19 protein-coding genes and 1 riboswitch are annotated in these 20,707 nt (G+C 59.0%); of the genes, 10 read left to right on the top strand and 9 right to left on the bottom strand.

The annotated features are described in order from the left end of the window. Window positions 1–29 precede the first annotated feature (29 nt). The 3 genes from gcvP to gcvT form a co-directional block, all read right to left on the bottom strand. The gene (gcvP, locus tag JJJ17_RS00290) at window positions 30–2,870 is read right to left on the bottom strand and encodes an aminomethyl-transferring glycine dehydrogenase (protein ID WP_200682936.1); all 2,841 of its coding nucleotides are present in this window, start codon (window positions 2,868–2,870) and stop codon (window positions 30–32) included. A gap of 91 nt (window positions 2,871–2,961) precedes the next feature. Continuing rightward, window positions 2,962–3,318 carry a glycine cleavage system protein GcvH gene (gene gcvH / locus JJJ17_RS00285; RefSeq protein ID WP_200684683.1) on the bottom strand — a complete coding sequence of 119 codons (357 nt, stop codon included), beginning with the start codon at window positions 3,316–3,318 and terminating at the stop codon, window positions 2,962–2,964. Window positions 3,319–3,331: 13 nt separating this feature from the next. Then, entirely contained in the window at window positions 3,332–4,456 is a 1,125-nt protein-coding gene (gcvT, locus tag JJJ17_RS00280) for a glycine cleavage system aminomethyltransferase GcvT (RefSeq protein ID WP_200682935.1), read from the bottom strand. Window positions 4,457–4,595: 139 nt separating this feature from the next. After that, a riboswitch (glycine riboswitch) is annotated at window positions 4,596–4,685 on the bottom strand. Window positions 4,686–4,839: 154 nt separating this feature from the next. On the opposite strand from gcvT, the gene JJJ17_RS00275 reads away from it, so the two are divergent. Next, entirely contained in the window at window positions 4,840–6,309 is a 1,470-nt protein-coding gene (locus tag JJJ17_RS00275) for a glycosyl transferase family 90 (RefSeq protein ID WP_200682934.1), read from the top strand. Window positions 6,310–6,315: 6 nt separating this feature from the next. Here JJJ17_RS00275 and JJJ17_RS00270 read toward each other — a convergent pair whose 3' ends face one another. The 4 genes from JJJ17_RS00270 to fliK form a co-directional block, all read right to left on the bottom strand. Beyond that, the gene (locus tag JJJ17_RS00270) at window positions 6,316–7,095 is read right to left on the bottom strand and encodes an SDR family oxidoreductase (RefSeq protein ID WP_200682933.1); all 780 of its coding nucleotides are present in this window, start codon (window positions 7,093–7,095) and stop codon (window positions 6,316–6,318) included. 47 nt (window positions 7,096–7,142) lie between these two features. Further along, a complete protein-coding gene (gene rpe, locus JJJ17_RS00265; RefSeq protein ID WP_200682932.1) occupies window positions 7,143–7,829 on the bottom strand; it encodes a ribulose-phosphate 3-epimerase in 687 nt (228 codons plus the stop codon). Window positions 7,830–8,011: 182 nt separating this feature from the next. Continuing rightward, window positions 8,012–8,677, bottom strand: coding sequence for a flagellar hook capping FlgD N-terminal domain-containing protein (locus JJJ17_RS00260; RefSeq protein WP_200682931.1), 666 nt, complete (start codon window positions 8,675–8,677; stop codon window positions 8,012–8,014). Window positions 8,678–8,685: 8 nt separating this feature from the next. Continuing rightward, window positions 8,686–9,816 carry a flagellar hook-length control protein FliK gene (fliK, locus tag JJJ17_RS00255; protein ID WP_234463896.1) on the bottom strand — a complete coding sequence of 377 codons (1,131 nt, stop codon included), beginning with the start codon at window positions 9,814–9,816 and terminating at the stop codon, window positions 8,686–8,688. 338 nt (window positions 9,817–10,154) lie between these two features. Here fliK and JJJ17_RS00250 point away from each other — a divergent pair, with 338 nt between their 5' ends. The 5 genes from JJJ17_RS00250 (at window position 10,155) to JJJ17_RS00230 (ending at window position 13,131) form a co-directional block, all read left to right on the top strand. Then, on the top strand, window positions 10,155–10,472 hold the full coding sequence (locus tag JJJ17_RS00250; protein WP_200682929.1) for a hypothetical protein: 318 nt from the start codon (window positions 10,155–10,157) through the stop codon (window positions 10,470–10,472). Between the two features lie 174 nt (window positions 10,473–10,646). Then, the gene (locus tag JJJ17_RS00245; RefSeq protein ID WP_200682928.1) at window positions 10,647–11,489 is read left to right on the top strand and encodes a flagellin N-terminal helical domain-containing protein; all 843 of its coding nucleotides are present in this window, start codon (window positions 10,647–10,649) and stop codon (window positions 11,487–11,489) included. A 70-nt stretch (window positions 11,490–11,559) separates the two neighbouring features. Then, window positions 11,560–11,916, top strand: coding sequence for a flagellar biosynthesis regulator FlaF (gene flaF, locus JJJ17_RS00240; RefSeq protein WP_325168770.1), 357 nt, complete (start codon window positions 11,560–11,562; stop codon window positions 11,914–11,916). Next, the gene (gene flbT, locus JJJ17_RS00235) at window positions 11,913–12,317 is read left to right on the top strand and encodes a flagellar biosynthesis repressor FlbT (RefSeq protein WP_200682924.1); all 405 of its coding nucleotides are present in this window, start codon (window positions 11,913–11,915) and stop codon (window positions 12,315–12,317) included. The genes flaF and flbT overlap by 4 nt, the downstream gene beginning before the upstream one ends. A gap of 7 nt (window positions 12,318–12,324) precedes the next feature. Beyond that, window positions 12,325–13,131 (top strand): DUF1217 domain-containing protein, encoded by an 807-nt coding sequence (locus JJJ17_RS00230; protein ID WP_200682923.1) that lies wholly within the window; start codon window positions 12,325–12,327, stop codon window positions 13,129–13,131. Window positions 13,132–13,246: 115 nt separating this feature from the next. Here JJJ17_RS00230 and JJJ17_RS00225 read toward each other — a convergent pair whose 3' ends face one another. Together JJJ17_RS00225 and JJJ17_RS20610 are read right to left on the bottom strand one after the other, a co-directional pair. Next, window positions 13,247–13,648, bottom strand: coding sequence for a hypothetical protein (locus tag JJJ17_RS00225; protein WP_200682922.1), 402 nt, complete (start codon window positions 13,646–13,648; stop codon window positions 13,247–13,249). Between the two features lie 81 nt (window positions 13,649–13,729). Then, window positions 13,730–17,068, bottom strand: coding sequence for a M10 family metallopeptidase C-terminal domain-containing protein (locus JJJ17_RS20610; protein ID WP_200682921.1), 3,339 nt, complete (start codon window positions 17,066–17,068; stop codon window positions 13,730–13,732). A 691-nt stretch (window positions 17,069–17,759) separates the two neighbouring features. Between JJJ17_RS20610 and JJJ17_RS00215 the strand changes: the two genes are divergently transcribed. The 4 genes from JJJ17_RS00215 to JJJ17_RS00200 all read left to right on the top strand — a co-directional run bounded on the left by JJJ17_RS00215 (window position 17,760) and on the right by JJJ17_RS00200 (window position 20,705). Continuing rightward, window positions 17,760–18,389, top strand: a complete 630-nt coding sequence (locus JJJ17_RS00215; protein WP_200682920.1) for a hypothetical protein — start codon at window positions 17,760–17,762, stop codon at window positions 18,387–18,389. 892 nt (window positions 18,390–19,281) lie between these two features. Then, window positions 19,282–19,521, top strand: a complete 240-nt coding sequence (locus tag JJJ17_RS00210; RefSeq protein ID WP_200682919.1) for an EscE/YscE/SsaE family type III secretion system needle protein co-chaperone — start codon at window positions 19,282–19,284, stop codon at window positions 19,519–19,521. Between the two features lie 12 nt (window positions 19,522–19,533). Further along, a complete protein-coding gene (locus tag JJJ17_RS00205) occupies window positions 19,534–19,680 on the top strand; it encodes a hypothetical protein (protein ID WP_200682918.1) in 147 nt (48 codons plus the stop codon). Window positions 19,681–19,745: 65 nt separating this feature from the next. Continuing rightward, window positions 19,746–20,705: a SctD/MshK family protein gene (locus JJJ17_RS00200; RefSeq protein WP_200682917.1), complete on the top strand. Its 960-nt coding sequence runs from the start codon at window positions 19,746–19,748 to the stop codon at window positions 20,703–20,705. Window positions 20,706–20,707: the final 2 nt, after the last annotated feature.

Here is a 20,707-nt window from a genome sequence, read left to right as displayed (position 1 = left end):
GGGCGACGGTTTCCCGTCGCCCCTTTCATTCACTCTGCCGCCTCGGCATAGGCTTCCAGCGGTGGGCAGGTGCAGATCAGGTTGCGGTCGCCATAGGCATTGTCCACGCGCCCGACCGGGGGCCAGTATTTGTCTACCCGGAACGCGCCCGGCGGGAAGCAGCCCTGTTCGCGGCTATAGGCGCGGTCCCAATCCTTCACCAGATCCTCGACCGTATGCGGTGCGTGGCGCAGCGGGCTTTGATCCGCCGCGATACGGCCCTCGGCCACGTCGGTAATCTCATCCCGGATCGCCAGAAGCGCGGTGATGAAGCGGTCGATTTCTGCCTTGGTTTCGCTTTCGGTCGGCTCGACCATCAGCGTGCCCGAGACAGGCCAGCTCATCGTTGGTGCGTGGAAACCGTTGTCGATCAGGCGCTTGGCGATGTCGTCCACGGTCACGCCATGTTCGGCGAAGGGCCGTGTGTCGAGGATGCATTCATGCGCCACACGGCCACGATTGCCCATGAACAGGATCGGATAAGCACCCGACAGCCGCGAGGCGATGTAGTTGGCGTTCAGGATCGCCACCCGCGTTGCCTGCGTCAGCCCGGCACCGCCCATCATCAGGCAATAGGCCCATGAAATCAGCAGGATCGAGGCGCTGCCATAAGGTGCCGCGCTGACCGCACCACTTTCATCCTCGCGCGGATCGCCGGGCAGGAAGGGCGCCAGATGCGACTTGACTCCGATCGGCCCCATGCCGGGCCCGCCGCCGCCATGCGGGATGGCGAAGGTCTTGTGCAGGTTCAGGTGGCTGACATCGCCGCCAATCTCGCCCGGACGGACCAGACCGACCATCGCGTTCATATTCGCACCGTCGATATAGACCTGCCCGCCATGCTCATGCGTGATGCGGCAAACGTCGCGGACCGTGTCCTCGAACACGCCATGGGTCGAGGGATAAGTGATCATCACCGCCGCCAGATTGTCGCCCGCCTTGGCCGCCTTGTCGGCGAAATCCTCAAGATCGATGTCGCCATTCGGCGCGGATTTGACCACCACCACCTTCATGCCCGCCATCTGCGCGCTGGCGGGGTTGGTGCCGTGGGCCGAAACCGGGATCAGGCAGATATCGCGCTGCGCATCGCCATTCGCCTGATGATAGGCCTGAATGGTCAAAAGCCCCGCATATTCGCCCTGCGCACCGCTGTTCGGCTGCATCGAAAAGGCGTCATAGCCGGTGATATCGCACAGTTTGCGGGTCAGATCCTCGATCGCTTCGGCATAGCCCGCCGCCTGATGGCGCGGCGCAAAGGGATGCAGCGCGCCGAATTCCGGCCAGGTGATCGGCATCATCTCTGCCGCAGCATTCAGCTTCATCGTGCAAGAGCCAAGCGGGATCATCGCCCGGTCCAGCGCCAGATCGCGGTCGGACAGGCGGCGCATATAGCGCATCATTTCGGACTCGGCCCGGTTCATGTCAAAGACCGGGTGGGTCAGATAATCGCTTTCACGCAGCAGATCGTCAGGAATGACAGGGGCGGTCGCCGCCTCTGCGGGCTCATCGATGCCGAAAGCGTCCAGCAGGCGGGTGATCACATCGGCGTCGGTGGTTTCATCGACGCTGATGCCGACACGGTCGCGACCCACCTTGCGCAGGTTGATGCCGCGCTGTTCGGCGGCGGCAAGGATGCCCGCCTGACCGACGCCAACCTTAACGGTGATCGTGTCGAAGAACTGATCGGGGGCGACATCAGCACCGGCAGCGCGCAGGGCGTTGGCGATGGTGACCGCATGCAGATGCACCCGCTGCGCGATGGTGCGCAGCCCGACCGGACCGTAGAAAACCGCATAGAACGACGCCATCACGGCCAGCAAAGCCTGCGCCGTGCAGACGTTCGAGGTGGCTTTCTCGCGGCGGATATGCTGTTCGCGGGTTTGCAGCGACAGCCGGTAGGCCTTGTTGCCGCTGGCATCGATCGAGACGCCGACGATGCGGCCCGGCATGGCGCGTTTCAGCTCGTCCCGGCAGGACATGAAGGCGGCATGCGGGCCGCCATAGCCCATCGGGACGCCGAAACGCTGGGCGCTGCCGACGGCGATATCGGCGCCCATCGCGCCCGATTCCTTCAGCAGGCACAGGGCCAGCAGGTCAGTCGCCACCACGGCCAGCGCGCCGTTGTCGTGCAGGGCTTTGATTTCAGATGACAAATCACGGATATGACCGTAGGTGCCGGGATATTGGAAGATCGCCCCGAAGACGCTGGCAGGGTCCAGATTGTCGATGGAATCCTTGATGATGCGAATGCCAAGCGGCGCGGCGCGGGTTTCGATCACCGCGATGGTCTGCGGGTGCAGGTCATGGGCCACGAAGAAGGCGTCGGCCTTGGATTTCGCCTGACGCTTGGCCATCGCCATAGCCTCGGCCGCGGCCGTCGCCTCGTCCAGCAGACTGGCATTGGCGACCGGCAGTCCGGTCAGGTCGGCAACCATGGTCTGATAGTTCAGCAAAGCCTCTAACCGGCCCTGAGCGATCTCGGGTTGGTAGGGAGTATAGGCGGTGTACCACGCTGGATTTTCAAGTATATTCCGCTGGATAGCGGGCGGTGTCACGGTGCCGTAATAGCCCTGCCCGATCAGGCTGGTCATCACCTTGTTCTTCTTCGCGACCTGCTGCATCCGCGCCAGAAGCCCGGCCTCGGTCAGTGCGGGCCAGTCCAGAGGCTCGGTCTGACGGATCGCCTGCGGCACGGTCTGGTCGATCAGCGCCTCAAGCGAGGGCGCACCAACGACCTTTAGCATCTCCTCCATCTCGGCCGGGGTGGGGCCGATGTGGCGGCGGTTGGCAAAGTCGTCGGGGTTGTAATTGGTCGGGGTCCAGCGGGTCATTTTGTTCGCCTTGGGTTCCAGTTTTGTGCGTGCACCGTTCGTGCACAGGAAGAGCACCGGGCGGCCACCGCCCGGCGCATGACCGAAAAGATCAGCCGATCAGGTCGTTATAGGCGGCCTCGTCCATGAAGCTGTCGATCGCCGCCGCATCGGCAGGCTTGATCTTGAAGAACCACGCCGCCAGCGGGTCGCTGTTCACATCGGTCGGGCTGTCGGCCAGCGCGCTGTTGACCGCTGTGATCACACCCGCGACCGGCGCGGTAATGTCGGACGCTGCCTTGACCGATTCGATCACCACGATCTCTTCGCCCGCCTCGACCTCACGGCCCTCTTCGGGCAGCTCGATGAAGACGACATCGCCCAACTGCTCGCTGGCATGGGCGGTGATGCCCACGACGATCTCATCGCCCTCGGCGCGTAGCCATTCGTGGTCTTCGGTGTATTTCAGCATAGGTCGCTCCTCAGCGTTTGTAGGACGGCGTGATGAAAGGAAGTGCGGCCAGCGTGACCGGAATGCGTTTGCCGCGCAACTCTGCCCACAGCGTCGTGCCGTCGGGAAGCGAGGCGTCAAGGATCGCCATGGCGACCGGACCGCCGACCGAGGGGCCGAAGCTGCCCGAGCAGACCTTGCCAAGCGCGGCGCCGCCGGTTTCACCCTCGAAGATCTCGACCCCTTCGCGGATCGGGGCGCGGCCTTCGGGGCGCAGACCACGGCGGGTCTTGGCGGCGCCGTTGGTCAGTTCGGTCAGCACCGTGTCCGAGCCCGGAAAGCCGCCGACCCGCGCGCCACCGATGCGGCGGGATTTCGGGATCGACCAGCCAAGCGCCGCCTGTGCCGGGGTCACGCCTGTATCCATGTCATGACCATAAAGCGGCATTCCGGCCTCAAGCCGCAGGCTGTCGCGGGCACCAAGGCCGATGGGCGCGACATCGGGATGGGCCAGCAAGGCTTGGGCAAATTCCGTCAGCCGCGCATTCGGGATCGAGATTTCATAGCCATCCTCGCCGGTATAGCCCGACCGCGACAGCCACAATTCGGTGCCGTCCCAGTCATCGATCTGGCTGTCCATGAAGCGCATTTCAGCCGCAGCAGGGATCAGCGTGGCAAGAATTTCGGCGGCCAGCGGGCCTTGCAGCGCGAGAAGGCCGCGATCGGTCACCGGCGTCACGTTAACGGCTTCAAGCGTTTGCAGATGGGCGATGTCCTGATCGGCGCAGGCGGCGTTGACGACCAGCAGAAAGTGATCGCCGCGATTGGCGAACATCAGATCGTCCAGAATGCCGCCCTGATCATTGGTAAAGACGCCATAGCGCTGCCGCCCCTGGGGCAGGCCCAGCACATCGGCGGGGATCAACGTTTCCAGCGCCAGCGCGGCGGTTTCAGGGTTGCCGTTCTTCGGCGTCACCAGCACCTGCCCCATATGGCTGACATCGAACAATCCGGCCTTGGCGCGGGTATGCAGATGCTCACCCATCACGCCCATCGGATATTGCACCGGCATTTCCCAGCCAGCAAAGGGGACCATGCGGGCGCCCTGTTCAATATGCAGATCGTAAAGCCCGGTCCGGCGCAATTCTTCGGCCATGTGGCCTCCCTTGATATTGCCGGACAGCCGGCATCGGTTGACGGGATGATCCCGCACGCGATGCCCCCTCTGTCCTTGCCCTGACGGGCGCCTGAGATCGTTATCCCTTCGGCGGGCCTGACGGCCACTCTCCAGAGTTCTGCGAAAGACGGTCCTTTTGCCTGAGAGTTCGCCGGGGCGGCTGCTCCTTCGGCACCGGCTTATCGCCAGCTTCTCCCGAATTCCGTGGGCGACAGGTAGTCGCAGTTTGGCCGCGACGCAAGATAATTTGTCGCATCCGGTCGGGGAAGCGGCGCTTTTGTTCTTTTGGCAGGCAGACCGCGGTTGTTGACAGGGACACCGCTTTCGCGGACAGCATTGGGCGGCGAAAGGCGGGGAACGGCTTGGGCAGGAAGTTCTTTCAGATCGGCTTCAACAAATGCGGCACGACCTTTATCGCCCGCCTGTTCCAGATGAACGACATTCCCGTCGTGCATTGGGAAACCGGCACGCTGGCCGAGGATATTGCCTATTCGAAGCTGGTCGGGCGGAAACCGTTGCAACGCTGGGCCGATGTGACCGCCTTCACCGACATGGAATCGGTGCGCTATCTGAACATGCCGGTGATCGAGGCGTTTCGCGAGTTCCGGTTTCTGGATGAACAGTTTCCGGGTTCGGTCTTTCTGCTGAACACCCGCAATGTCGAGGATTGGGTGATCAGCCGCTACATGCATCGCGATGGCACCTATGCGCGGGCCTATGCGCAAATCCTTGGGGTGGATCTGGGCGATCTGGCGAATATCTGGGAGGCGAACTGGCACGCGCATCTGGCCGATTGCCGCGCCTATTTCGCGGGCAGGCCCGAGTTTATCGAGATCGATATCGATCACGCCGCACCGGCGGATTACGTTCAGGCGCTGTCCCCGTGGTTTGATCTTCGCCATGCGCCGAATGTACCGGGGAAGAAGCGGCGGGCTGGCTATTTGCCTCGCCTGTCGCAGATGCTGGAGGCGCCGACGCCTGCCGTGGAAGAGCGCGAAGATGTGGCGGTCGCGTTGGCGGAACGGGCGCGTCCCGCGGCGGTTCGGCTGTCAGAGGTGGGTTTCGACGCCTGTTCTGGCCATTATGCGCGCTTTGACGCGGCTGCGGCAGAGGTTCGGGACCGGCACGGCAAGCTGATGCCGCTGACACGGGATGTGGATGGATGGATTTACGTCGATCCGGTGCCGCCGGTCCGGCTGCGGCTCACCTCGGCCGTGAACGATATCGCGCAGGCGACCGATCGCGAGGTCTATCATCTTGATCTGCGGCCCGAATGCTGGCTGGGCAGCGGCCCGGATCATCCGGTGCCAGGGCCGATCATTGCGCCGTGTCGCCGTGCCGGGGCCGAGAATGTGTTCCTTTGGCCGCTGCCATGGCTGCACCGGCATGGAAATGACGGGTTTCTGGGAAATCCGCTGCGGGCCGAGCCGGATTGGCATGCGAAAAAAGCGCAACTGTGTCAGGTGACCGATCAGATCAGCGATGAGGCTGCGCTGAACCATCGCTTCATCCACTGCCCGCCCGAGATGCCCGAAGGGGACCGCTTCCTGTCCCTCGTGAACAGTCAATCGGTGATCCTGCGCGAGGAAAGCGCGTGGGAGGTGTTCTGGACCGGCCTGTTTCAGCCGTGGCAGCATTTCATCCCGGTTGAACGCGGCGGTGCCGATCTGGAAGACAGGCTGGCCTGGGCGCGCGCTCATCCGGCTGAATGCAAAGCAATGACGGCCAAGGCGCGGAAACTGTGCGCCGCGCTGGCCGATCCTGCCACGCGACGACGGCACCTGTCGCTGGTTCTGCGCGATTACCGCATCGCCAGCGGGCAGGAGGTATAAGATCGCTCAGATGGTGACGTTCAGCGCGCCACCGTCCAGGAGGATGTTCTGGCCGATGATGAATCGGGCCTGCTGGCTGCACAGGAACGCGCAGGTCGCGCCGAAATCTTCGGGCATGCCGTAGGTTCCGGCAGGGATGCCCGCTTCGCGGCGCTTCCTCGCCTCGTCCATGCTGATGCCCTGCTGGTTTGACACGCCGGTATCAAGACTGATCGCGCGGTCGGTGGCGTGGATACCGGGGAGGATATTGTTCACGACGACGCCCTGCCCGGCCACCTGCCGTGACATGCCCGCGACAAAGCCGGTCAGACCGGCGCGCGCAGTGTTCGACAGGCCAAGCGCGGCGATGGGAGAGCGGACCGATTGCGAGGTGATATTAACGACGCGGCCCCAGCCACGCTGCATCATGCCGGGCACCAGAGCCTGCATCAGCGCAATGGCCGACAGCATGTTCGAATCGATTGCCTTGATGAAGTCGTCACGGTTCCAGTCGGTCCAGGTGCCGGGCGGCGGCCCGCCCGCATTGGTCACCAGAATGTCGGCCTGACCAAGCGCCGCCAGAACCTTCGCCCGCCCCTCATCCGTGGTGATATCGGCGGCGACCGGTGTGACCTCTACCCCGTATTTCTCGGCGATTTCGCGTGCGGTGGCGGTGATATCCGCCTCGGTCCGGCTGTTGATCACCAGATTGACGCCCGCCTCGGCCAAAGCCTCGGCACAACCGCGCCCCAATCCTTTCGAGGCCGCGCAGACCAGCCCGCGTTTACCCTTGATGCCCAGATCCATGCTGCTCTCCTGAATTCGCGATATGGAAGCCCGTGGTCGGGGCGATGTCAAACGCCTTCGGCAGCGGCGCGGATCGCACGGATATTGTCACCATAGACCGACGCGCGTTCGACCGAACCGCCCTTGAACACCGCCGAACCGGCAACCAGCACATCCGCCCCGGCTTTTGCAACCAGCGGCGCGGTTGTCGGATCGACGCCGCCATCGACCTGAATATGGATGGGGCGGTCGCCGATCATGGCGCGAAGCCGGGCAATCTTGTCGATCTGGCTGTGAATGAATTTCTGACCGCCGAAACCGGGGTTTACCGTCATGATCAACACCATATCGGCCAGATCCAGCAGATAATCGACCGCCTCCAGCGGCGTGCCGGGATTGAGCGCAATTCCGGCCTTTTTCCCGGTTGCACGGATCGCCTGCAAAGTCCGGTGCGGATGCGGACCGGCCTCGACATGGGCGGTGATCATGTCGGCCCCTGCCTCGGCATAGGCCTCGATATAGGGATCGACCGGCGCGATCATCAGGTGGACGTCCATGAAGGTCTTAACATGCGGACGGAACGCCTTCACCGCGGGCGGGCCGAAGGTCAGGTTCGGAACGAAATGGCCGTCCATCACATCGACATGAACCCAATCGGCACCTTCCGCCTCAATCGCCTGAATCTCGCGCCCGAAATCGGCGAAATCAGCGGAAAGGATCGACGGAGCGATCTTGATCTTGCGGTCAAAGGTCATTGTGAGGTTCCTTGAGACTTGGACAGTCGAGCACCGGTCGACCGATTTTCGACCCCGGTTATGGGCGAAAGCCGCGCCCCGTCAACCACGTTCGCGCCAACACTATCGCAGCTTCCGGCAGATCGCCGCCGCGCAATGCCCATCCCCCACAGAACGCCGCCTACCCAACAAAATGACAAGCCTTAGTCCGGCACCCTCAATGCTGTAATTGAATCGGCGAGGGCTGTTCCACCGCCTTCGAACACAAGCTCCGTCCCCTCCGCTCCGGTTCTTGCTTCAGTGATACGAGCAAAAACGCCCACCGGGCTTTCGCTGATTGCCGCTCCTCCACGGCTACTTTCCGTGACGAACGAATAAAGTCCGTCAGGTAGTTTCGCGCCGGTTTCGTCGCGGCCAAGCCAGTCTATTTGCCCGCTGCCCGGACCAATCTCTTCGCGCCCGACTTCCCGACCCGAGGCATCCAAGGCAATCAAAGTGACATTTTCAGCGGTCGGATCGGGGCTGACCTCCAAAGTCAGGGGCGCCTCGCCAAACCAAACCGGGGCTGTCGTCTGCGCCTCTTTTCCGATCCATGTCGCAATTTGCCCCAGACCGCCGCCAGCACCCATCTGGCCGACAAGTTGGTTCAACAACTTGTTCGTCTGCGCCTGCTGCTCGACACCTGAGAAGGTTGCAAGCTGCACCGCAAACTCAGTCCCCTCCATCGGGTTCAAAGGGTCCTGATTCTTCAACTGTGCAGTCAGCATTTTCAAGAATGTGTCGAAATCACCACCGGCAGGCGTTGTCGGCGCGGCAGGCGTGCCCGGCGCAGCAGAAGAGAATGTCGTCGCCGAGGGGGTCGTGATCATCTTGTTCCTCACATTCTGATATCAAGTCGCCGCGCACCTGCGGCGACGCCGATCATGCCAGCGCTGTATTGAAGAATTTCTGGTCCGATTGGATCAACCATAGCGATTTCCCCATTGGCCTCAGGCCACGATCCCTCACCGTTCCCGGGACTATTGTCGCGGAACTCGAAAGAAGCGTTCTCAATTCCCGCCTCATGAAAGCTTTGAAGGAGGTCGGTTGCACTACGCCGCAACTGTTCCAGAACCTCGGGACGCTCTGCCCAGATCATCAGATGCGGGGAATGGTCGCGCTGCGACAAAACCATACGGACCCGGCCAATTTCTTCAGGCGCAAGCGTGATTTCGACCATCTCATCCTTCATCAGCACAACCGTATCGGTGATGTGCCGCAGCTTCGCGCTGGTCAGAAGGTTCGTTGGACGCAATAGAATATCACTCGAGACGAGCGGGCGGTGTACGCTGCCAGCATGCGAGATGTTAGGCGGCCAGTCTCCCTCGAGCCCCGCGTCTATCGAGTTGACTTCGCGCGGGTTGTTCGGACTTTCCGGATCTAAAGCCAGAATGGCGGGATTTTCAGCGTCACCAGTGTCGATTTCCGCCGCAGGCTTTGCTGGATGCTTCGCATTTACCAACGGCTCTCCGCCAACGGTTTCGATATCTGTCGAGGTTGGAAGGATTTCGATCTCCCCGTCGCTATTTTCAGACGACTGCACCGAAGCTGGCCTTGCAGCAGGCGCTGTAGCTATGCGCAAAACCTCAGATTTGTTCGGAGAAGCGGTTATACTGCATATACCTGTCCAGCCGCCGATAATGGCTTCAAGAGCAACGCTTGCAGCGGCAGGATCGGTCAGCCACGCTCGATCATCGTTAGCCTCTAAAGTCGGCACGTCCTCGTCGGGAACACACTCATCACGCGCACCGACTACTTCGGTAATCGTCTCAGGCGCACAGCTAACCTCCATCGGCTGCGCGACCGAATCGACACGATCTGTCGCGGATTCGCCAAGCGATGCCTCGAATACAGGCGCATCCTCCAGCACCTGCAGCACCTGCAGCATATCCGGCAATACAGCGGCAACGCGCACCGCTGTTTCCACTTTGACTTCGGTAACTTTTCCTAGGTTCAACCCGTGCATCATATCCACCTTGGTCCGAACCTTATAATCGAGGATCCTTACCAATAATTTACTGCTCTCTTGTATTTATGATTTCCAGCAGAATGTGGGAGAAATTTTATGCGTATTGATACAATGTCGGTTCACGCTGACACCCCGAAAGGCAGGCCTCCCTCGAACGAGAGGTTAGAGCAGGCGTTTCTTGAGGAAATGTTGAAATACTGCGGCCCGTCGGCACGGCAAGGAGCTTTCGGCGGCGGCACGGGAGAGGATCAATTCGCTACATTTCTGACCGAGCGCTACGCATCTATATTGGCAGAGAAACTGGACTTCAGGCTTCGCATCGATAGCGAGAGGCCTGCATGAAATCGCGACTCAGGGCTCGACTGACGGCTGTGAAACGCCCGATCATCGCGGGAAATTCCGCTGCGGCATTAGAAGAAATTGAACGTTTTTCTTTGTCAATCGCAGCACAAGACATGACGCTCACCGAGCGAAAAAAAATAGCCGCAGCTCTCGCCGAACTCAGCTTGCTCGCCGAGGCTTCTGACCGCGGTATGCGCCGTGCGATGGAGCGGATCGTCAGAATTACTGATTTGGCCCATAATTTCGATGTATATGATGAGAGCGGCAAAATGACCCGCTCAAGCATATGCGACAGTACATCGCGTCGATATTAGATAAAATTCAACGAAAGCGGCGTTTGAGTTGGGGTCGGAAACTTACTAATTATCAAGGAGCACGGTTTAGAACTGTGCCTGTATCGAGAAAGATGCAGCGGGCGGCAACGCCTTCAGGTCAGAAGGCCGATCCCTTCAACACGGGTGCAAAGCACCCTTTTATCGGAGGACAATATGTCCAGCATTCTGACCAACAATGGCGCTATTGTCGCGCTGCAAACGCTTAAAAACGTGAATGCAAGCCTGAACAAGGCGCAGGCCGAGGTCGCGACCGGCAAGTCGATCGCCAGCGCTCAGGACAACGCGGCAATCTGGGCGATCTCTAAGGTCATGGAGACCGACCAGTCGGCATTCAAGTCCATCCAGTCCAGCCTCAACGTCGCAGGTGCGACGGTGAAAACTGCTGAAACCGGGGCGGATCTTGTCGTGAAGTATCTGACTGATATGAAGATCCTCGCGAACAACGCTGGTACAGACGGCTTTGAATTCGACAAGGTGCAGACCCAAATCGAAGACAAGATGGCCCAGATCACGTCGATCGTTTCCGGCACGCAGCTGAACGGGGTCAACCTGCTTAGCACAGACGGCATTGATGGCGGCAGCACCTTCACGGTTATCGCGTCGCTTGACCGCACCGTCGGATCGGCGACGACAACGGTTAACTCGATCGTGGTCAACTCGGTCGATTTCGAGGCTGACATCGTCGGCGCTGCGCCGACGCCGATTACCGACCAAGCGACTGCAGAGACCGCCGTGGGTGAGATTGAAGCATTGATCGATCTCGCTATCAACGGTACCGCGGCATTGGGCTCGGCTGGTGCCCGGATCGCGGATCAGGCGAACTTCGTGGGTAAACTCGCGGACTCGCTGAAGGTCGGGATTGGCTCGTTGGTCGATGCCGATATGGAAGAAGCATCGGCGCGCTTGCAAGCGCTGCAAACGCAACAACAGCTTGGAATCCAGGCGCTGTCGATTGCCAACCAAGCACCGTCCGCGATCCTGTCGCTCTTCCGCTGAACGATCGGGGCGCCTAACGGCGCCCCATTCCTGCTGACCATCTCAAACTCAGGATAACAACTTGAACGCCGTGACGCCTTTGTCCCAGAATGGATACGGCACACCAGCCGTACGTACCGCCCGCGACAGCGAATATGATGTCTTCTCGCGCATCACACGCATGTTACGTCAGGCCGATACGACCGATGATCGTCGGGCTATGATAGATGCAGTGCATAAGAACAATCAGCTCTGGACGATTCTGGCTACGGATCTCGCCGAAACGGGCAATCTGCTGCCTGACGACGTCAAAGCAGGGCTGATTTCTCTGGCGGCTTTTTCGCTGCGGCACGGTCACGCTGTTCTGGCAGGACGCGCAGAGATTTCAGCGCTGATAGATGTCAACGTCGCAGTCATGAAGGGTCTACGTGGCGAGGTTGCGGTATGAGCGGTCTGGTTCTGAAGCTTGCCCCGAACGAACGGATTCTGATCAACGGCGCCGTAATCGAAAACGGCGAGCGTCGATCAAAGCTCTCGATCAAGACGCCCAATGTCAACGTTCTGCGGCTGAAGGACGCGATACATCCTTCCGAGGCGAAGACGCCGGTGGCGCGGGCTTGCTATATCGCGCAGTTGATCCTTTCAGGTGACGCCAAGATGGACGAGGGTCGCAATCAACTTGTCCTCGCTATCGAGCAACTTAGCCAAGTCTTTGACGACCGCGATAGTCGATTGATCCTTGCTGATGCCAGCAAACATGCGGTCGAGGGAGCAGCCTATCCCGCGTTGCGTCGGCTGCGAGAGCTTCTTCCACGGGAAGCGCGCCTGTTCGCGAAATGCAAACAATGAGGGGCCAATGTCCGTAGCGATCAGTTTTGGAGGGGGTGGGATTGCCGGATGGCGCGCGCTTCAGAATGGCGCGGCGCGGCAGTTGGCTAACGTCTCAAGCGATCCGGTCGTTCAGCGGGCAATCGGCCAGTTTCGTGATGGTATCGGTTCGGTTTCGACGCCAGAGGATCTGGTCAATAATTACAATTTGCTGCGCGTCGCTTTAGGGGCTTATGGGCTGGAAGCCGACATCGCGAACAAGGGCTTTATTCGGAAAGTCCTAGAGTCGGATGTTGCTGACAGCACTTCTTTAGTCAATCGCCTGAGCGACAAACGATACCTCAGACTCGCAAGGGCGCTAAACCTCGGAGCCGGGGAAAAGCTTCCGAACACCGAGGCTCTGAAGACGCAAATTGCCGACGCCTATATCCAACGGGAGTATGAGCGGAGAGTTGGCAACGCTGATGAAAGCCTCAGATTAGCTTTGAACGCACAGCGAGAGCTGCAGTCTTTTGCTACGCGCACATCTTCAGACAAGACAATGTGGTATGAAGTATTGGGCAACCCGCCACTTAGAAAGGTTTTCGAGGTGGCTTTTGGCTTCGGATCACATTACGGAAAGCTGCCTGTCGATCGTCAGCTCAGCGAATATATGAAGGCCGCTGAACGTGTCTTTGGGAGCAGTTCTTTTAAGCAGATAGCGTCTCAAGAGGGGATAGATAAGCTTGTCACAAGCTTTCTCGCTAGAGAACAATTGGTTAAAAATTCTGTCGGACAAAGCCGATACTCGGCTGCGCTGCATCTGCTGTCGATGGCCGCCGCCCCAAGGCGGTAAGGATGTTTTTGGATGATAGTCATGTGGGAAACCCCCTGTAACGCAGGGGAACATGGTCGCATTTCAAAGGCAAGTCCGCACTAAAGCTTTCGCAACTATGGCTGGTAGCCGTTTCTTAATACATGACGGTATATAAGACTATTCGAACGGGAAAGTTCGGTTCGTAAACAGAGCTGCCTCGTGCAAGCAACCAACCGTCCGCGCGTTCTAGCGTCGCGATGATTTCATGACCGGACGAAGCCACCGCCATTTCCGGCGGAGAGAAGGAAAAGCTGATCGAGTCGGACCCGCCATCGCTTTGGAGTTCCGCTTCTATTGCGTCCTGCTGTGCGCCCGCCTCTGATGTGCTATTGCGCAGAAAGACCTTCAGTCGCCCCTTTGGGATGACTTCACCGCTCTCATATTCGACTGTTCCCTGGATTTTATGTGCTTCCGAAGCGCCTGCGCCGGTGGCTGCCGCAATCGCCACGGAACCGGCAGCGATTAGCATCGCGCGACGATCTGTCTGATGTGCCATCATTCTTTCCTGTCTGCTGCTTTCAGCGACTGGTGGATCAACAGGAAAGGGGCGCACACGGCGCCCCTTTCTCGATTGGTGTCAGACGAGGATGAAATCGTCATGCGTTAGATCCAGACCCGCGCTTAGACGGGCAAAACGAACCGCACCGCCGTCACCCGACCCATCGGCATCATAGGACAGCACACCACTGTCCGTATCATAAATGATCCGGTCATTGGCATCTTGCGCGGTGCCCGCGGCACTTTTGTGGAAGGCGGCTCGCGACAGACCGCCGGTTCCGCTGATATCCGCGAAGATGCTTTTATCCAGAACAATGACATCCTCACCGACGACGAAATCGGTGATCCGGTCGATATTGCCGTTCCCAAGCTCGGAAGAGAAGCGGAAGGAATCCTCTCCCGCACCGCCGATCAGCGTATCGGCTGCAAGCCCGCCATCCAGCAGATCGTTACCGCGACCACCGGAAAGCCTGTCAGCCCCGGCCTCACCCGGCTGCGCCGGCGGTTTCGGGAAATCGACCGACACATTGAGTTTATAGGTCGAGCCCTCCGGGACGACTGGCTCCCATCCATCACCCGGTGCGTCAGGCGACCAGCGACCTTCAAGGATATAGTAGGTTCCGGTTTCCTCGACGACAAAGACAGTGCTTGAATCCCGCGTCGTGGCCGAGCCTGGATCACCGCCGCCGTCATCGTTTTCAGCGACGACGTTCCCGTCTGCATCCAGAAGTTTCAGCCAGCTATCATGCACATCGGGATCGGCGATGCCGTCGATATCGATCGTGATCACGGTGCCAGCGGCAAGGTCGATACGATAGTATCCGCCCTGCCCGTTGCCGGTCGCGTTGACCGTCGTGTGAAGGACGGAGGTCGAGTCGAAGATGTCAGGATCCTCGGTCAGCGAGAAGTTGTCCGAGATATCAAACGCGTTCTCGATCGAGTTATTCGTGGCGTCAGCCCCAAGCGTGGCATAGCCGCTGCCCATACCGGGCGTCGGTACAGCCTCGATCTCGCTATCGAAATCACCCAGCAAGGTATCGTCGCCATTTCCGCCGGCGATCATATCTGCGCCGCCGAAACCTGTCAGCACATTGGCCGAACCATCGCCTTTGATGCTGTCATTGTGGCCCGATCCGGACAGGTTTTCGATCGAGTCATAGGTGTCCTGCGCCGACCTGCCCTTGGCCAGATCAAGGGTCACACCACGGGTGAATGCGGAATAATCCGCGGTATCGCTGCCAGCCCCGCCTTTCAGCGTATCGGCACCGGCACCGCCCGAAAGCGTATCATCACCCGCCCCGCCGGCCAGAATGTTGACGACCCTGTTGCCGATCAGAAGATCATCATGCGATGAGCCGACGACATTCTCAAAATCGACCAGAATGTCGTGCCGGATGACGGTGCCGCGGCCGACGATCTGAACCGGCCCTGTCGCGTCGCCGCCTGAGGCCATGCCACCGACTAGATCGACCGTCACACCAGCCGAGCTTCCGCGATAGACGACAGTGTCGATGCCGCTGCCGCCGTTCATATAGTCCTGACCGGAACCGCCGATGATCGTGTCGTTGCCGTCCTCTCCATACAGGATGTCGCCATCATTGCCGCCATCCAGAATGTCATCGCCACCGCGACCGTTGAAATAGTCGCCGCCGCCTTGTCCCCAGAAATGGTTCGCCGCATCGGTGCCGATGAAGCGGTCGATACGGTCATCCGAGCCGATCAGGTTCTCAATGCTGTAGAAGGTGTCGCCCGAGGCGGTGCCGCCATTGGCAATGTTTCTTTCAAGGTTCACCAAAAGCTGGAACGGGCTTTCCCGACTGAAATCAACGGTATCGACGCCACGCCCGCCGCGGAAGACATCGACGCCATCCTGACCGAACATCAGGTCGTCGCCATCGCCACCGTCAAGCGTATCGTCGCCCGCACCACCGATCAGCGTGTCATTGCCGCGCCCGCCATAAAGCGCGTCGTTGCCGTCATCGCTTTCGGTCTGATCCTCAAGGTCTTCGATATCGATCGTATTGTTGATGTCGCGGCTTGCCAGAGAATCGCGTCCGCCGATCAGAAGATCGTCACCATCCAGTCCGAAGATGGTGTTTCCGCCGGCCCCACCGTCGATCGTGTTGCTTGCGGCATCTCCGAAGATGATGCTGCTCAGCGAATTTCCGCCCGATCCGGTATTGCCGCCGGTGTTGGTTTCGGGCCGCACCGGCGATCCGTTGGTGTAGATGATGTTCTCGACATTGGCGATCTCGCCGATATCCAGCCCGCGGGTCATCACGATGATCGTGTCGTTCCCCCCGTCAGCATTTTCGAGGACGATATCGTCGATGGAATCGACGAAATAGGTATCGTCACCATTGCCGCCAGCCATGCTGTCATCGCCACCGCGGCCGTCCAGAACGTTGTCTCCATCATTGCCGATCAGGATGTCATCATGGCTGCTGCCGATACCGTTCTCGATATAGTATTCGGTCTGGTCGGCATTGTGCCCGGCGAAGATCGAGACGTTGTTACTGTGCCCGTTTACGCTGGAGAATTGCCCGGCGCGCAGGTCGAGGATCGTCCCCGCTGTCGAGCCGGAAAAGTCGATTGTATCGTCGCCGCCCGTATCGTGGATGACGAAGCCGATATCGTGCTGCATCCCCGACGAGGTCAGTTGGTAGCCATATTCCGAGCTATTGAACCCATAGGTATTGTCGCCGGTGTTCAGATTGATCGTCTGATAGGTCCGAACCCCATCCTCATCCACGGTTGAGAAGAAGCGACGGATCACCGCCTCGATATCCGCCATCAGCGGGGTTGACGCCGACCAGCGGGTATCTTCGCCGACATCGATCCCGTCAAAATAGGACATGACGCTGTATTGCTGACGGTCATAAATCCAGGTCGCGTTGTTCAGATAGTTGATCTGCACGCCGCCCGGGCCGCTGTAGTTGTAAAGCCCCGGATGGTTCAGGCCAAATTCATGCCCGAATTCATGAACGAAGGAGTCAAAGACATAGCCGCCGACATCGGTCAGGTTCGGCTCGGTATCGTGGAAACGCTGACCGATGCTGACAAAGCGGTTGCTTGAAAACGCGCTGCCGTCGTTCTGTTCACCTATTTCCGGGCTGACAACCTCCATCCAGTCCGTTTCGGCATTGAAAGCCGCATCATCGACGATCTCAAATTGCAGCGGCGTAACCTTTGCCCACATATCCAAGGCGCCTATTGCGGCTGCCTTGTAATCCGGATGGTCATTGAGTTCGTGTACATTGATGCGCAGCGGCTCTGCCGCGATTTCCGGCGTCAGGCTACGATTCAGCGCGCCTACATAGTCAAGGAACGCCTCGTAATCGGTACTCTTGCCATAAGGGTTGTCAGGGGTCTGGTCATTAACCCACCATTGGTCTTCGTTCTGGATTTGAGAGGGCATGTGGTGACTCCTTGCGTCAGGACCATGAATGGTCAAACGGCATGTTTTAAGAGCCATGTGCCGCCCGTAGGGACAGCACATGTGGTGCAGTTTTCTTGTTCACATGAGTTAATACTGCTGTGATCTCTGAGGCCTGTCCACGACTTTGTCATCGACACCATCTGAGAATAATATAAGCAATTTCAAATCAGTACGAAAAAGTACATTGTTATAGGCGATTTTCGGCTTACCCACAGCCACTCCCAATGCGTGGACCATATCCGGCCTAAATTCAGCTACTCGCTACACCTGCTAACCCGATTGTTTGGGAGGTGAGCTGCGCCCATTCGTGGGCAGAATATTCGGACATCGTGCGGCGCAGCTTGGCAAGGACGGGTCTCGTCTGATGGATGAGGTCGCGCGCCCAATTAGGTTGACCGAACTTCGTCCCGCTTATCATCGCACACGGGAATCTCAGGGCTTGCAATTGCCGACCTGTTTCCTGCATGTGTCTGGTCATATTTGCGAAATGCGGCTGCCTTTCGATGTGGCGTCCGATAGCGCGGATTGTCTTTGACCAAAACGACACAAACGAACAACGCCAAAGGCCACCAGAATGAACATTCGCAATTTCAGGATTTGCTTCGGTTTACTGGGTATGACGCTGCTCGCCGCCTGTGCGGATCCGGATTTCGGACAGGCGCCCGGTGCGATGGTTTCCCAACAAGAAAAGCTCGCGCAACTGCAATCCTCCATCAAGGATCGCCCGAACAACGTCGCCGCGCTTAAAGAATTTGGTGCGCTGCAAGCCGAAATGGGTGAGTGGAGCAGGGCCATGGGCGCCTATCGGGAAGCTCTTCTGATCTCTCCGAATGATCGTGATGCGAAGATCGGATATGGCGAGGCGCAGCTTGGACTGGGTGATTTCCAAGGCGCATTGGACACGGGAACCTCGATCGGTGGGAATACCCTTCAGGTGCAGCAACTCAGAGCAGGTGCGCTGGCCGGTCTGAGCAGATTTGACGAAGCGCGGGCAATTCTGGACGCTCTGCATCAGTCGCATCCGCGCAATCTGGATGTGCGCAGCAACCTTGCGCTGGTCATGGGTCTGCAGCGTGATCCTGCGGCTTACGGCATCGCGCGCGCGGCTGCATTCGCGCCGGACGCCGAATTCACGCATGTCCGCAATTTGGTTCTGATCGGCGGTATGGTTCAGAACGATTCTGCGGCCCGTAGCGACGCGGCGCAGCTTGGCCTTGCATCGGATGAGGTCGGCGAGATCCTTGCGGTTGGCCGACGTGCCCGGACGCAAGGCATGAGCGCCTTTGGTGTGATCTCCTGAATCTGGTGTTTCAGCGGTCGGCGTGACCGTCGGATATTCAACCTACAGGGGCTGCATTTCGCAGCCCCTTTTTTAACGCCGTAGCCTGTCTGGAAGCCTCATCGATACACGCATCACGCGCACTCGATGATTTCGCTGGCCGCCACAGCCGGGCCACGATGATCTCACAGAAAGCGGCTACATCTTGGCAAAAAGGTGAGCCCGGCCCCCGAGGCCAGCCCGCGAATGAGTGGGGTCGGAAGGCCCTTTCATGCTTGGTCGAAGCGATCAGGGCGAGCATGGGCGATGTATCTACACAGGCTAATCCGGACACCTTCGGGAACGGAAGGACCGAAAGCCTAAACTAAGAATCGCTGTCATAATTAATGCACAAACGATTGCGCTTATATTGCGCGGAAACACGCCGAAAAATCTGACGTTATTGCCCGTGGACGGCGAAGAAAATGCTTTTGGGAGCAGGCGAACAACGTGAGCTTCCCTGCAAGGTTTCTTACCGATTCTGACAAGTTTCTCCAAAATCGCCGGTTCCGCGCAAAGAGCGCCTCGAATCACATAATGCTGACGAAGGAATGCAGAATCGAAACAGGGGTCAGTCTGGTGGAACCTGCCCTACGACGCTGGAAGAGCGTGGGCCTGTCACACGCTACCAGTCAACCAGCCCCGCGACACCCCAATCTTTCCGTTATGGTCAACTTGATAGAACGAACCAGCAATTGCAGGGAATTTGCGCAAAATTGTCTCATCGCAATTTGTGCGAGCATTTGCCCATTAAGCGGAAATTTGCTCATGTTCCGAATCCGCCTGATAAAATGTTGCTATGTCATGAGTTTGCATCAATCGTTAAGGTACATGAAGATGCAAACATTTGAAGTTGCGCAAGGGGAGGCGAGCATTGTCGGATCGGACGCTTGAGCTGGAAGAGCTTGAGAAGCTTTTGAGCGACGACCCGAACGGCGTCGAACTGAAGCGATTGTTGGAAAAGTTATCGGCTGCAAAGAGCAGTGTGGTCCGTGAGATGGACCGAGGGGTAAGTCCTGAAGTTTACGCCCAGCTTACCCTTCTTGCTCAGGCATATAATTCAGGAATTGATGCCCTGCCGAAACTTTGGGCGAATATCAACCACTCAGAGTGAACGGAGACTAGAATGACTACTCCTGTTGGCGGAAATTTCAGTGCCGATATGCAGAACGCGATTGCTCAACAGCAGGCGATTACTGCTGAGGCCGCGAAAACCAACGTAGAGCTTGCCAAAAGCACGACCGTAAAGGACGCCTACGGCAAGATCCGCTGATTATATGATGTGAGACGGGATTTCGTCTCGTCTCACATTTTTCTTATTCAATATCGGAGCTCGCCATGGGGGAAAAGGCAGAGCGCCATTCCTCTGCGGATAGTTTTGTGCTGAGCGTCCTCGCCGGCCCGAATGCAGGGGCATCCGTTTCGCTGGAAGCGGGGCGCTATACGATCGGCAGCGATGACGGCAATGACATTGTTCTGGCCGGATTGGGCGATCAGGTCATCAATCTGACGTTGAAGGGTGAAGCGATCATCGCGAACCCGGTCGTTGACGGCGTCGGACTGATCGGTGAGGGGGCGAACGGTGTTTCGCCGCTGACCGTGATGGGTGCGCCGCATCAGATCAAGCTGCCGGCGCGGCTTCGCCTTGCCTCTGACGTGACCGTGCAACTTTCGGGCGGCGTGCAGCGTCCTTCGACCGACCGGCGCGTTCTTGTCGGTGTCGGCATGGCGGCCTTGTTCGTTGGCTGCTGGCTGGGCGCCGCGCTTTTCACACAATCTCCGGTGCCTGTGCTGGCCAACCTCAACGGCTCGGCGGTGGCAAATGTGCCCGAACAGGTTGCGGTGGCGGAACCGGCAGAGCCTGCCGCATCGCCCCGGATCAGCAGCTCGCCGCAACTTGAATGTCTGGGCGATTGTATTCTGGCTGCCGAGACCGAACTGAAATCACGACTGGCGGCCGCAGGTCTAAGCAATCTGACGCTGAACCACGAGAACGGCGTGCTTCGTCTTGGCGGGACCATGTTGCCCGAGCAGGTGAACGACTGGCGCCAGATCCGCACCAAATTCGAGGCGGAATTCGGGCAAAGCCTGCCCATCGTCACAGCGATTGAATCCGAGACGGCGCCCATGCTGGCCGTGTCCTCGGTCTGGCTGGGCGAGAATGCCGAGGTTCGGACCAAGACCGGCAATGTCTATCGCGTGGGCGACCGGACGCGGGATGGCTGGATCGTGCGCAAGATCGAGCGCGGCAGCGTCGAGTTCGAACGTGACGGCCAGTCTGTCGCGGTACGTTTTTAGGG

The sequence above is a fragment of the Paracoccus caeni genome (assembly GCF_016629665.1).
Classification (GTDB): domain Bacteria; phylum Pseudomonadota; class Alphaproteobacteria; order Rhodobacterales; family Rhodobacteraceae; genus Paracoccus; species Paracoccus caeni.
This window is presented reverse-complemented; position numbering and strand designations above follow the sequence as displayed.

Coding starts and splice junctions, on each gene's coding strand:
- gcvP (WP_200682936.1), bottom strand. CDS start 2,870: ATGACCCGCTGGACCCCGACCAATTACAACCCCGACGACTTTGCCAAC.
- gcvT (WP_200682935.1), bottom strand. CDS start 4,456: ATGGCCGAAGAATTGCGCCGGACCGGGCTTTACGATCTGCATATTGAA.
- JJJ17_RS00270 (WP_200682933.1), bottom strand. CDS start 7,095: ATGGATCTGGGCATCAAGGGTAAACGCGGGCTGGTCTGCGCGGCCTCG.
- rpe (WP_200682932.1), bottom strand. CDS start 7,829: ATGACCTTTGACCGCAAGATCAAGATCGCTCCGTCGATCCTTTCCGCT.
- JJJ17_RS00260 (WP_200682931.1), bottom strand. CDS start 8,677: ATGATCACGACCCCCTCGGCGACGACATTCTCTTCTGCTGCGCCGGGC.
- fliK (WP_234463896.1), bottom strand. CDS start 9,816: ATGATGCACGGGTTGAACCTAGGAAAAGTTACCGAAGTCAAAGTGGAA.
- JJJ17_RS00250 (WP_200682929.1), top strand. CDS start 10,155: ATGAAATCGCGACTCAGGGCTCGACTGACGGCTGTGAAACGCCCGATC.
- JJJ17_RS00245 (WP_200682928.1), top strand. CDS start 10,647: ATGTCCAGCATTCTGACCAACAATGGCGCTATTGTCGCGCTGCAAACG.
- flbT (WP_200682924.1), top strand. CDS start 11,913: ATGAGCGGTCTGGTTCTGAAGCTTGCCCCGAACGAACGGATTCTGATC.
- JJJ17_RS00230 (WP_200682923.1), top strand. CDS start 12,325: ATGTCCGTAGCGATCAGTTTTGGAGGGGGTGGGATTGCCGGATGGCGC.
- JJJ17_RS00225 (WP_200682922.1), bottom strand. CDS start 13,648: ATGGCACATCAGACAGATCGTCGCGCGATGCTAATCGCTGCCGGTTCC.
- JJJ17_RS20610 (WP_200682921.1), bottom strand. CDS start 17,068: ATGCCCTCTCAAATCCAGAACGAAGACCAATGGTGGGTTAATGACCAG.
- JJJ17_RS00215 (WP_200682920.1), top strand. CDS start 17,760: ATGGTTTCCCAACAAGAAAAGCTCGCGCAACTGCAATCCTCCATCAAG.
- JJJ17_RS00205 (WP_200682918.1), top strand. CDS start 19,534: ATGACTACTCCTGTTGGCGGAAATTTCAGTGCCGATATGCAGAACGCG.
- JJJ17_RS00200 (WP_200682917.1), top strand. CDS start 19,746: ATGGGGGAAAAGGCAGAGCGCCATTCCTCTGCGGATAGTTTTGTGCTG.